At 70.1% G+C, this 12,417-nt stretch carries 9 protein-coding genes; 4 read left to right on the top strand and 5 right to left on the bottom strand.

The genetic code is table 11. From position 1 onward, the window contains the following. Positions 1–235 precede the first annotated feature (235 nt). Positions 236–1,507, bottom strand: coding sequence for an MFS transporter (locus H295_RS42845; RefSeq protein WP_020134572.1), 1,272 nt, complete (start codon positions 1,505–1,507; stop codon positions 236–238). Between the two features lie 87 nt (positions 1,508–1,594). Here H295_RS42845 and H295_RS0106720 point away from each other — a divergent pair, with 87 nt between their 5' ends. Further along, the gene (locus tag H295_RS0106720) at positions 1,595–2,572 is read left to right on the top strand and encodes an ArsR/SmtB family transcription factor (RefSeq protein WP_020134571.1); all 978 of its coding nucleotides are present in this window, start codon (positions 1,595–1,597) and stop codon (positions 2,570–2,572) included. Between the two features lie 436 nt (positions 2,573–3,008). On the opposite strand, the gene H295_RS0106710 is transcribed toward H295_RS0106720, so the two are convergent. Continuing rightward, on the bottom strand, positions 3,009–5,057 hold the full coding sequence (locus H295_RS0106710) for a non-reducing end alpha-L-arabinofuranosidase family hydrolase (RefSeq protein ID WP_020134570.1): 2,049 nt from the start codon (positions 5,055–5,057) through the stop codon (positions 3,009–3,011). Between the two features lie 198 nt (positions 5,058–5,255). Continuing rightward, entirely contained in the window at positions 5,256–6,848 is a 1,593-nt protein-coding gene (locus tag H295_RS0106705; protein ID WP_020134569.1) for a glycoside hydrolase 43 family protein, read from the bottom strand. Between the two features lie 379 nt (positions 6,849–7,227). Between H295_RS0106705 and H295_RS0106700 the strand changes: the two genes are divergently transcribed. Next, positions 7,228–8,877, top strand: coding sequence for a glycoside hydrolase family 27 protein (locus H295_RS0106700; protein WP_020134568.1), 1,650 nt, complete (start codon positions 7,228–7,230; stop codon positions 8,875–8,877). 54 nt (positions 8,878–8,931) lie between these two features. After that, complete coding sequence (locus H295_RS0106695) at positions 8,932–10,191, top strand: cellulose binding domain-containing protein (protein WP_043217195.1); 1,260 nt, start codon at positions 8,932–8,934, stop codon at positions 10,189–10,191. A 31-nt stretch (positions 10,192–10,222) separates the two neighbouring features. Here H295_RS0106695 and H295_RS0106690 read toward each other — a convergent pair whose 3' ends face one another. Then, positions 10,223–10,591: a hypothetical protein gene (locus H295_RS0106690; RefSeq protein ID WP_020134566.1), complete on the bottom strand. Its 369-nt coding sequence runs from the start codon at positions 10,589–10,591 to the stop codon at positions 10,223–10,225. A 78-nt stretch (positions 10,592–10,669) separates the two neighbouring features. Between H295_RS0106690 and H295_RS0106685 the strand changes: the two genes are divergently transcribed. Then, positions 10,670–11,077 carry an NUDIX hydrolase gene (locus H295_RS0106685; protein WP_020134565.1) on the top strand — a complete coding sequence of 136 codons (408 nt, stop codon included), beginning with the start codon at positions 10,670–10,672 and terminating at the stop codon, positions 11,075–11,077. A 37-nt stretch (positions 11,078–11,114) separates the two neighbouring features. Here H295_RS0106685 and efeB read toward each other — a convergent pair whose 3' ends face one another. After that, positions 11,115–12,395, bottom strand: coding sequence for an iron uptake transporter deferrochelatase/peroxidase subunit (gene efeB, locus H295_RS0106680; RefSeq protein ID WP_028809125.1), 1,281 nt, complete (start codon positions 12,393–12,395; stop codon positions 11,115–11,117). Positions 12,396–12,417: the final 22 nt, after the last annotated feature.

The raw sequence follows: 12,417 nt of genomic DNA, 5'->3' as shown, positions 1-12,417 counted from the left end.
GCGGCCGGCGGGCGTTGAGCGCGGAACGCTCGGCCTCAGGCCCCGCCGGCCCCGTGCAACCGAGGCGCGTCTTCGGGATCGCCCCTGCACGGCGATGAAGCACTTTCACCCGCTCGGTCAAAGGGCTGTCTGTCAGGGAGACGTGGGGGTGGGGTGCGTGACGGCTCGCGGCCGACCTGACCTGCGAGCGTTACCGCGCAGGAGGACTGCACGCATGCTGTTCGGTGCCGCTCCCCTATCCCGTTGAGCAGTTCGGGACGGGGGTCGGGGAGGCGGGCGGGTGCCAGGTGAGAAGCCAGCCGGCGGCAAGTACCGCCGCGCCGCCTGCCAGGGCGATTGCGCCGCCGGTTCCGATGACTGCGGCCACCGAGCCGAAGCAGGCCGGTCCGACGCCCTGCAGCGTCATGCTGCCGGAGCCGAGCAGACCGAAGGCCTGGCCCTGGCCACCTGGCGGCAGGGCGTCCAGGAACGGGCGTTGGAGGCCGAGACCATAGGCGTATCCGAGGCCGCTGAGCAGCAGCAGACAGGCCGAGACGCCCACTCCGGGCTCGGCGGCAAAGCCGATCAGCGGCAGCCCCGCCAGCGCAATCAACGGGACTACCAGGCGCTCCCGGGTGCGTGGCCGTAGCAGTCGACCCACCAACAGATCACCGACAAGCATGCCGACCGGCAGGCAGCCCATCAGTACCGCGTACCAGCCGGGCGCGAAGCGGCGTTCTCCCGCGTAGGCGACGATGAGGCCTTCCGCGCCCGCCACGAACGCGACGGGCAGCCACTGGGCCAGCATCAGCCGTCGCACCGTGCGTCCGCGCAGCAGCAGGCCTGCACCGTGCAGGCTCGCACGGACGGCCCCGCTACCGCCCTCCGCGCGGCCGGGTGTGCCGCCGGACTCTGCCGGCTGCAGCCGGGGCAGTCGGATGCGGATGGCGAGCGCGCAGCCGAGGTGGAGGACGGCGCTGACCGCGAGTGCCTGGCGTGGGCCGAGTGCCGCGACGATCGCCCCTCCCAGCGCCAGGCCGAACAGTTGGGCGCCGGCGCCGGCGATGTTGTTCAGTGACCGGCCCAGTACATAGGCGTCGCCCTCCAGCGACCGCGCCACGAGCCGGCTCGACGCGCCGTGGAACACCGGAGTGGCGAGGGCGACCAGCGCCACGACCCCGAGGCTTGCCGCGACGGGCATCCGTACCAGGGCGAGCAGCAGGGCTGCGGCGCACGTCAGGGTGTAGCCGCCGGCGATGAGTGCGCGGGGCGGCAGTCGGTCGGCCAGTGAGCCCAGCAGCAGCGAACCGAACAGCTGCGGGATGAAGCCGATACCGAAGCCCACGGCGCTCAGCAGCGCGGAGCCGGTGGCCGAGAAGATCAGAACCGAGAACGTGGTGATCCGCAGCGCGTCCGCGGTGATCGAGACGGCGCGGCTTGTGAAGAGCAGCCGGAATCGCGGATCGGCCAGCACCTCCCGGTAGGTGGCACGGTGGTTGCCCTGCGCGGGCTCGGCGGTAGGAGGCATGACGCTCACCCTCGCCATGCGCCCACGCCGCTCACCAATGATTCGTCGCTGGACGAATCGAGCAGCGTCCCTCGGTAGCATGACGGAGTGCTGCGCTTCGAAGTCTCCGTCGAGGACCTGCTGCGCAGCCGGTTCGCGCTGTCGCCCGCGCTGGACCTCTGCCTGCTGCTGCGCTCGCTCGCCGGTCAGGACCGGCCGCTGCCGCGAGCCTGGGCCGCCCGGCTCCTGCCGGCCTTTCAACGCCTGCGCCGTGAGACCGAACTGAACGCCGTCCTCGCCCTGCAGACCCCGCTGTCCGGGCCGAATTTCGTCGCCCCGCCTCCAACCGGCCTGAATCAGACCTGGGCAGACGACCTGGCGATGATCCGGGCCACACCGCTGGAAGCGGCCCGGCAGGAATTCGCCACCCCCCTGCCTGGCCCGACCGTTCGCGATCCCCGCGTACGCGCAGTGCTGGACTCGAAGGACGTTGTTCCCACGATCGCCGAGGCGATGGACCGTGCCTGGCACGAGCTGCTTGCCCCGGACTGGCCGCAACTGCGCGCGATCTGTGAGCGCGATGTCGTGCACCGGGTGGGTGTGATCGGCGAACACGGATGGGCCAAGGCCATCGAGAGCCTGCATCCGGGCATCGCCTGGCAAGGCGGCGGTATCGAGATCGGCTTGTTCCGAGGCGGAACAATCCGCCTCGCCGGCGACGGGCTCCTTCTGATCCCCTCGGGCGTCGTCGGGCATATCGCCGCCCACACGGAAGACTCCTGGCCCAGGACCTTGGTCTACCCTGCCCGCGGCACCGCCGCCCTGTGGGGCGGGCAGGAGACCGTCCCTCAACCGCACGCGCTGACCGCGCTGGTCGGCCGGTCCCGAGCCCGGCTGCTGTTGGCGCTGGACGCCCCGGCCAGTACCAGCCACCTCGCCCGAAGCCTCGCCATGACACCGGGCGCGGTGGGAGACCACCTCGCCATCCTGCGCGGCGCGGGACTGCTCGTCCGCGCCCGGTCCGGACGGTCGGTGCTCTACCGGCGCACCCCGCTCGGCGAGGCACTGGTCGCCGGTTCGGGCTGAGGGCTCGGATCAGCACTGGGGCAGCGCGGCCCGGGGGCACGGACGATGCCGACGGCGTTGACGTCGAAGACGCGGTGCCACTGCTCGTCCGTGTGGTGCTCGACGGTGCCGATCGCACCGATCCAGTACACCGGAGGGATCGAGGCCGAGCACGGCGACACTCCCTCCGCGCTCGGCCGGCAGCTCGGCGACGGCCCGTCCGACGGCTGGGGCTCCGCCGGTGACGACGGCCCGCTGGACGGTGAACTCGGTGATGCCGCTGTCTCGTTCAGGGCTGCGGACAGGGGAGTCGGGTGCCCTTCGACCGCCGCGGCGGGGACCGCCGGGGTGTCGTATCCCGGCGGTCCCCGGCGCACGAGTCTCGTCCGCGTACCTTGCTACGGCCGTGCCGCTCGTCCGGCGTGTGGATGACGGCTCGGTAGCGGATTCAGCGGTGTCAGCAGGTCGAGTTGGTCTGGGTGAGGAGGCCCAGGCGCCAGGGCAGGCTGTTGTAGTCGCCGCCGGCGTTGGGGTCCTTGCCCTGGTACAGGTACTGGAGCTTGCAGGCCGGGATCGTGAGGGTCTGGTCGTAGCCCGCGCGGATCATCTCGCCGTGGCTGATGTCCCGGCTCCATGTACCGGACGGGAACGTCACGTTGCTGGACTTCGCGAACGGGTTGCTCTCGGACGCGGCCAGCGGCGACCACGAGCCGGCGAGGCTGCTCGACGTCCAGGAGCGGAAGTAGCGCCGACCGTCCGAGGCGATCGCCTCGACGAGCAGCAGGTACTGGTTGCTGCCCTGCACCTTGTAGACGTTGCTCGCCTCGAACAGGGCGTACTTGGAGTCCTGGGCCGCGATGACGGTGTTGGTGAACCCGTTGGGGAACTGGCTCACGCTCGTCTGCGAGCGGTACAGGTGGCCGTTGTCGTCCGAGGAGAACAGGTAGCAGTTGGCGCTGTCGCAGATCACCCACATGTCGACCCAGTAACCGTTGCCGATGTTCTGGCGGATGATGTCCGGCATCGAGGAGTAGAAGTTCTTCGGAGCGCTCCACCCGTTGGGGTTGCTGATGTCCGGGTTCGTCGAGTACGACGCGTTGCCGGTCTGGTAGACGAGGTACCACAGGCGTTGCGGGGCGTTGTAGAAGACCTGGGGCGCGGCCCGGTACCCGGTGCCGATGGCGGTGCGGTCCAGGTAGTAGTGGGTGGCCGAGCCGGCCTGGGACCAGTCGGGGAAGCTCAGGTACACCAGGTTGTACCCGGCGGCGTTCGCGGTGCTCGCGAACACGTGGTACTTGCCGTTGTAGTACACGACCGACGGGTCCTTGATCCCCGCGATGTTGTGCGTCGCGTCCGGCTTGGGCGCGATCAGGGCGCCGCTCGAACTCCAGCGGTAGGAGGTGGGAAGCGCCGCGGCGGACCGGGGCGCAGGGGCGTCGGCCCCGCTGACCGCGGCCCTGCTGACCGAGGCACTGCGGACCGCGGCACTGCCGCCCATCGCGGTGAGCGCCGACTGGTAGGCGGGCTTCTTGTTGCCGTTCCGGTCGAACAGCAGCGGGTTCTCACCGCTGCGCCAGGAGTCGCTGTCGCGGATGCCCCACACCGTGATGCCGGTGCAGCGGGCCACGTTCATGCAGGCCCGTACGGTGTTGGCGTACGCGGTCGTCGGCGCCTGGGCGATGTCCAGTTCGGTGATCTGGACGTCCACGCCGAGGGCGGCGAAGTTCGACAGGGTCGTCTGGAAACTGGACGGCGGCCCGCCCGCCCCGAAGTGGGACTGGAGGCCGACGCAGTCGATGGGCACGCCGCGGGACTTGAAGTCGCGCACCATGCGGTAGACGCCCTGGGTCTTGGCGTCGCTCCAGTTCTCGATGTTGTAGTCGTTGTAGCAGAGCTTGGCGGCGGGGTCGGCCGAGCGTGCGGTGCGGAAGGCCTCCTCGATGAAGCCGGTGCCGAGCACGTCGCGGAAGACCGAGCTGCGCATCTGGCCGCTGCCGCCGTCGGCAAAGGCCTCGTTGACCACGTCCCAGGCGTAGACCTTGCCCTTGTAGTGGTTCATGACCTGGTTGATGTGGTTGTTCATGACGCTGCGCAGGGTGGTGGCGTCCCTGATGGAGCTCACCCAGGACGGCAGTTGGGAGTGCCAGACCAGGGTGTGGCCGCGCAGGCGCTGTCCGTGGGACGCGGCCCGGTTCGCGATCTGGTCGCCGGGACCGAAGTTGAACTGGCCGCGGGAACGCTCGACGGTGTCCCACTTCATCTCGTTCTCGGGTGTCACCGCGTTGAACTCGCGGTCCAGGATGCCGGTGTACGTCCCGTCGCCGAGCCGGCCCGCGGCCACGGCCGTGCCGAAGTACCGTCCGGACTGGGCCGCTTGGGCGCCCAGCGTGGAGGCGCGGACGCCGTCGGGCGCGGCGCTCGCGGCACCCGGCGTGACCAGGGCGGCCACGGCCAGCAGCGACAACACCGAGGCGCGGCGACAGCCGAGCCGTTTGAGAGGGTTCATGGTTCTCCTCGTGCGGGTGGGTGGGGGGTTGTGCCGTGCGCTCGGCGGAACGGAGCGCACGGCGTCGAAAGGCCGAACCGCGGGACAGGGTTCAGCGCGTCGACGGTTCGAACCGCGCGGGACGGGGTTCAGCGCGCTGACAGTTGGCACCCGGGGACGCGGACAACGGCGTCCATGGTGCGAACCCCGGACCGGGGTTCAGGGCGTCGACAGCTCGAACCGCGGGATGCGGACCGCGCCGCCGAGTGCCTGGGTGGCGTAATTGAAGAGGGCGAACCGGTAGCCCATGAAGAAGCGCCAGTCGTTGCCCATGGAGAACGCGGGACCGAGCGGCGTGAAGCGGGTGCCGTCGGTGCTGTACGAGAAGGTCCCGGGGCGGGCCGAGCCGGGTCGGATGTCGGCGGTAGCCCGCAGCCAGACGGTGCCCGAGGGCGCCGCCGCGCTCGCGACTTCGGTGCCGGTGCCCGTCGTATTCCAACTGCCGTCCATGGTGAGCCCGTTGACCATGACCACACGAGCCGTGCCGCCGTCGCGCTTGACGCCGATCCATGCGGAGGAGTCACGCAGCAGGGCGAGACCGGCGCGGTCGCCGTCACGCATCCCGGAGTGGTCGAGCTGGACCGTGGCGGTGGAGGTGGGGCCCTGAATGCGGTGGGTGAGGGTGTTGCGGGCCCAGTACAGGTCGTTGGTGACGGTCGCGGTGCGCAGGGTCAGGCCGTTGCCGGTCGACCACTTGGTGTTGTCCGGGTTGTGGTTCCACTCCCACCTCGGCTTGAGGGCCGTACCGTCGAAGGTGTCCACGCCGGTCATGGGGGTGACCTGGCGGGGCGGAGCGGGCACGGCAGGGGCCGGATACGACGTGCCCCAGGCCCCGTTGACCAGTTGGACTACGGGCCAGCCGTCCGAGGTCCACGTCACCGGTGCGAGCACCGGCACCCGGCCGCCGGGGTAGGCGTCCACGAAGGCCATGTAGTACCAGGCGCCGCCCTGTGTCTGCACGAGCCCGCCCTGGTGCGGGACACCGCCGCCGGAAATCGGCCCCCGCAGGTCCAACAGGACCTGTCGCATCGTGTAGGGGCCGAAGGGACCGCCCGAGGACTTCAGGATGTACTGGCCGTTGGCCGGGCGGGTCAGGAAGATGTAGTACTGCCCGTTGATCCTGTAGAAGCGGGAGCCCTCCAGGGTGCCGACGCTCGACGGCGTGGTGAACACCTGCTGGGTGCGGACCTGGCTGCGGCCGTCGGGGGAGAGCTGGGCCACGCTGATGGTGGTGTTCCCGTACGCCACGTACAGGGTGTCGTCGGTGTCGACGAGCAGCCCCGCGTCGTAGTACGGGGTGCTGATCGTCGTCAGTCTGCTCCACGGCCCCTCGACGGCGGTCGCGGTGTAGACGTACGTCCGGGCGAAGTCGATCTGACCGAGCCAGTAGAAGGTCCGGTTGCTCGGCCGGTAGGCCAGCGACGACGCCCAGATCCCCCGGACGTAGCCGCGCGCGCCGTTGAGGTCGTACTTGGCGCCGAAGTCGAGGACGGGCACCGAGTGGCCGGCGATCTCCCAGTTCACGAGGTCGTACGAGCGCAGCACGGGGGCGCCCGGCGAGTAGTGCATCGTGGAGGCCGAGGCGTAGTAGGTGCTGCCGACGCGGATGACGTCGATGTCCGCGAAGTCCTGCCAGACCACCGGGTTGGTGTAGGCGGCGGCCGCCGCCGTGGGAGCCGGTCCTCGGGTGGGGGTCAGGAAAGCGCCGCCGGCCAGGCCGACGGCGGCGCTCAGTGCACGACGACGGTCCATGTATTGGCGAGACCATGACATATTCATGTGTCGTTCTCTCTGCGAGGGAGCGCGGTGGGGGTGGGCTGATCCTGCTCGTTCGAGAGTGCGAACACCGACTGAGGTGGTGGGCAACCAGGATGTTAGGGGGCCGACACATCCCGTCAATACCCCTCGCATGATTCGTTGTTGAGGGCGAAAGTTTTCGGAGATCTGTCGCTTCCGGATCGCGTTCTTCTCTTCCGACAGTGTTGACATGTCCAGCTCGATCTCTAACATCCGTACGGCTGACCATCCGGAATCCGCTCGAAATTTCGAACTGCCGACGGGGATTCCCGCCATGGCGCTGCCCGGACCCGTGCACGGGTCATCCGCTGTCTGCCCGCGAAAGGAGAGCACGGTGCCCCGACGATCACGCGGACGACTGCTCCGTGTCCTGGCCGCCGTCACGCTGGCCTTCGCCGCGTCCTCGACCGTCACCGCCCCCTCCACCGCCACGGCCGCCCCCGGCAGCCCCGCCCTCACCCCGCCCCTGGGGTGGAACAGCTGGAACAGCTTCGGCTGCGGGATCACCGAGGCGCAGGTCCGCCAGGCCGCCGACGCGATGGTGTCCTCGGGCATGCGGGACGCCGGCTACCGGTACGTCGTGGTCGACGACTGCTGGTTCGACCCGCAGCGCGACGCGGCGGGCAACCTGCGGGCCAACGCGACCAAGTTCCCCGGCGGGATGAAGGCGCTCGGGGACTACATCCACGGAAAGGGCCTGAAGTTCGGCATCTACCAGGTGCCGGGCGAGCGCACCTGCGCCCAGACCAGCGGCGCGTACCCGGGATCGACGGGCAGCCTGGGACACGAGGCCCAGGACGCCGCCACCTTCGCGTCCTGGGGCGTCGACTACCTCAAGTACGACTGGTGCTCCTCCAGCGGTACCCGGGACGAACAGGTCGCCCGGTTCACGCTGATGCGTGACGCCCTGCGCTCCACGGGACGGCCGATCGTCTACAGCATCAACCCCAACAGCTTCCACGCCATCACCGGCGCCACCTACAACTGGGGCGAGGTTGCCGACCTGTGGCGGACGACGGAGGACCTGCTCGACATCTGGCAGAACGGCAACACCAACAGCTACCCCATGGGCGTCGGTAACGTCCTCGACATCACCGCCCCGCTGGCGGCGCAGTCCGGCCCCGGACACTGGAACGACCCCGACATGCTGGTGGTGGGCCGCCCGGGCCTGTCCCTGACGGAGTCCCGCGCGCACTTCGCCCTGTGGGCGCTGATGGCCGCACCGCTCATGGCCGGCAACGACATCCGCACCATGTCCGCCGACGTGAGCGCGATCCTGCGCAACCCGCGGCTGCTGGCGGTGAACCAGGATCCGCTGGGCGCCGGCGGACGCAGGGTGCGTGACGACGGCGACGTCGAGATCTTCGCCAAGCCCCTCTCCGACGGCTCGGTCGCGGTGGGCCTGTTCAACCGGGGTGGCGCAACTGCCACCATCTCCACCACGGCCGCCCAAGTCGGCCTGTCGGGCGGGCCGTTCACCCTGACCGACCTGTGGACCGGCGGCACCTCCAGCAGCTCCGGGCAGATCTCGGCGAGCGTGCCCGCGCACGGCGTGGCCGCCTTCCGGGTGAGCGGCGGCAGCCAGGTGGCCGCCACCACCGCCCGACTGCGCGGCAACGCCTCCGGCCGCTGCGCGGACGTGGACAACGCCTCCACCGCGGCCGGGGCAACGGTGCTGCTCTGGGACTGCCACACCGCCGCCAACCAGCTGTGGACCACCTGGGCCGGCGGCGAGATCCGCGTCTACGGCGACAAGTGCCTGGACGCCTACAACCAGGGAACCACCGACGGCACCCGGGTCATCACCTGGACCTGCAACGGCCAGAACAACCAGAAATGGACCACCGGTTCCGACGGCACGATCCGCAACGTCAACGCCCCCGGTCTGTGCCTCGACACCGACCGCTCCGGCACCGCCAACGGCACCGCGCTCCTGCTGCGCACCTGCAACGGGCAGACCGGCCAGAAGTGGAGCCGTGCGTAAAGCGTTTCGCGGTCAGCCACCCCCAACACCCCCGACCAGAAAGGCAGGTGCGCGATGCCCAGGTCAAGAACCCTGTTATGGCCCGCCATGGTCGCCGTGCTGGTCGTCCTGAGCCTCGCCGGCACGGCACTGGGCCGTGGCCAGGACACCACCGCCCCCGCGGCACCCGCCGCCGCGAGCCCGGGCTGCGGCAAGACCCCCACCCTGACGAGCGGCACCTACACGATCCAGAGCGGCGGCAAGAACCGCACCTTCATCCTGAAGGTCCCGGACGGCTACGACCGCGACCACGCCTACCGGCTGGTCTTCGGGTTCCACTGGCTCGGCGGCACCTCCACCGACGTCGCCACGGGCCGCACGGTGGAGACGGGTACCTGGGCCTACTACGGCCTCCAGCGGCTGGCCGGTAACAGCACGATCTTCGTCGCCCCCCAGGGACTCAACAACGGCTGGGCCAACTCCGGCGGCGAGGACGTCACTTTCGTCGACGACATGATCCGCCGCATCGAGTCCGACCTGTGCGTCGACACCACCCAGCGCTTCGCGCTCGGCTTCAGCTACGGCGCCGCCATGTCGTACGCCCTCGCGTGTGCCCGTGCGACGGTCTTCCGGGCGGTCGCGGTGCAGAGCGGCGGACAGCTGAGTGGATGTGACGGCGGCACCCAGCCCATCGCCTACCTCGGCGTGCACGGGCTCAGGGACAACGTCCTCGGCATCTCGGGCGGGCGGACCCTGCGCGACCGGTTCGTCAGGAACAACGGCTGCACCCCTCAGAACCCGCCCGAACCCACCCAGGGCAGCCTCACCCACCGGGTCACCACCTACGCGGGCTGCTCGGCCGGACACCCGGTCGCCTGGGCCGCCTTCGACGAGGGCCACATCGCCGCCCCGCAGGACGGGGCTCCCGGCGACAGCGGCAGGACCTGGGTGCCGGGCGAGGTGTGGAAGTTCTTCTCCCAGTTCCAGAGCTCCGAACCGCCACCGGGCACCGCCGGCTGCCGCGTCACCGACACCGTCAGCGCGTGGAACAACGGCCTGACCTCGAACATCACCGTCACCAACACCGGCCCGACGCCCGTCGACGGCTGGTCCCTCCTCTTCACCCTGCCGGCCGGCCAGGTCATCACCTCCGGCTGGAACGCGGACTACTCACCCACCTCCGGCCAGGTGACAGCCAGAAACGTTGCCCACAACGCCGTCATCGCACCGGGCGCCTCGACCACCATCGGCTTCCAGGCCACCCACACCGGTGTCACGGCGGCGCCGACATCCTTCACCCTCAACGGCACCATCTGCGCTGTCGGGGGGAGTTGACCGACCGGCCGGGTGTCGGCGCCCGGTTCGTCTATTCGTCGAGGTATCCGTAGTCCTGGCCGGCGGCCCGGATCCTGACCGTCCCGTCGCGGACCTGCCACTCGCTCATGCCGTCGACCTCGTGACTGACGAGGAAGAGGCCGGTGATCAGGTCGTTGTCGTCGTCCGAGGCCGGGATCCGGGCCACGCTCCGCAGTCGGTCGAGGAACCAGTCGACGGACTGGGCCCGCATATGGGCACCGAAGAACACCCAGTTGACGTAGTTGTACTGCCGGGGAGGAAAGGCCCAGCCACCGCTGTACGTCTGCTCCGGATCGTCCGCCCGGACGATCTCCTTGACCTGCGCGAGCTGCTCGTCATCACACTCCAGCCAGCCCCTGACCCCTACGAAGGCACCCACGGCGAACCAACTCCCCTGCGGTACGCCTGCATGCGTCGCACCGCAATTACGGGCCGTGGGGTGGGGTAGTTCTCGGACATGGGTGACGAAGACGTCGTTCCGGAGAAGGTGGCCTGGGTTCTGGTGCGGGACGGGCGGGTGCTCGTGACGCGCAACCATGGTGTGGACGTCTTCTACTTCCCCGGTGGGAAGCGGGAGCCGGGGGAGTCCGACGCCGAGACCCTGGTGCGCGAGATCGAGGAGGAACTCCGGTCCCAGGTCGATCCCGCCACCATGACGCACGTGGGCACCTTCGAGACCCGAAGCGAGCATGACGGTGGGCCCGAGTTCCGGATGATCTGTTACACCGCCGAGTACGCCGGGCCGCTGCTCCCCTCGCGGGAGGTCGCCGAGTCGGACTGGTTCGGCTACGGCGACCGGGCGCGGGTCTCGGCGGTGGACCGGTTGGTGTTCGACATGTTGCGCGACTCCGGCCGGCTCACCTGAAGCCAGGGCGGCAGCGGCGCGGCCGGAGCGTGCCGGTTCAGGTCGCGAGCAGTCCGCGGCCCAGCCAGTCCTTCCCGTCCCGCACACCCGGCAGGGCGAAGAAGTAGCCCCCGCCCGTGGGGGAGATGTAGTCGACGAGCGGCTCGTCGATCAGCCGGGTCTGCGTGGCCTCGAACTGCCGCTGGACGTCCTGCTGGTAGCAGCAGAACACCAGCCCCATGTCGAGGTTGCCGACGGAGTCGATCCCCCGGTCGTAGTTGTAGCCGCGCCGTAGGATGCGGGAGCTGTCCGTGCGGGCGGTACGGGGGTTGGCGAGCCGTATGTGCGCGTCGAGCGGGATCGCCTCGCCCTTGGGATCCTTGGCGTAGTTCGGGATGTCCGTCTCCTTGGCGCCGTCCAGCGGGGCGCCGGTGTCCTTGCGCCGGCCGAACATCAGCTCCTGCTCGCTGAGCGAGACCCGGTCCCAGAACTCCACCAGCATGCGGATGATCCGGATCACCTGATAGCTGCCGCCCGACGCCCAGGCGGGCTCCCCGTCACCCTCCCCGACCCAGACGAGCCGGTTGGTCTCACGGGCCGAGTGGACGTCCGGATTGGCGATCCCGTCCTTGAAGCCCAGCAGATTGCGCTGGGCACCGGTGGGCCGGGGCGCGTTCTGGAAACCGTCGATGCGCCACTTGATCTGCATGGCTCCGCGCGTGTGCTTGGCGATGTCCCGCAGCGCGTGCAGCACGGTGTCCTGACGGTCCGCACAGATCTGGAGGGACAGGTCCCCGTGGCACTCGGCGGCCCGGAGATTGTCGTTGGGGAAGGTGCGCATCGGGGTCAGTCGGCGCGGCCGGGCCTTGGCGAGGCCGTAGCGGTCGTCGAACAGGGACGCGCCGACGCCGACCGTCACGGTGAGGCCGTCAGCGGGGACGGTCGGACCGAGGATGCCGTTGTCCGAGGGCGGGGCGCCGACGCCGAGGTCGGCAGGGGTGCCGCCGGAGGTGAGGAAGCGCGCCCGGGCCGTGATCGTGCGCAGCAGGCCGGCGAGTTCGTCGCGGCTGCCGGCGATCACGTCGAACGACACGAAGGTGGCCGCGGCCGGCGCGGGCGTGACGATTCCCGCCTGGTGGGCGCCGTGGAAGGGGATCGCGGGGGAGTTCTCCGTCTGCTCGGCGGCCTGCGCGGTGCCGCCGCTCTCGGCGAGGGCGAGTCCGCCGCCGGCGAGCACCGCACCGGCGGCTCCGGCGCCGAGGGCCGTCTTCACGAAGGAACGGCGGCCGGCACCGGCGGGACAACCACCCTGCAGGGCAGGGGATTCGGCGGACGGCATGGAGGCGTTCCCTTCGCTCTGG

This window comes from Streptomyces sp. 351MFTsu5.1, assembly GCF_000383655.1.
In the GTDB taxonomy this organism is placed as follows: Bacteria; Actinomycetota; Actinomycetes; order Streptomycetales; family Streptomycetaceae; genus Streptomyces; species Streptomyces griseorubiginosus.
Note: the sequence above shows the minus strand (reverse complement) of the source record. Positions and strands in the feature narration are given on the sequence as shown.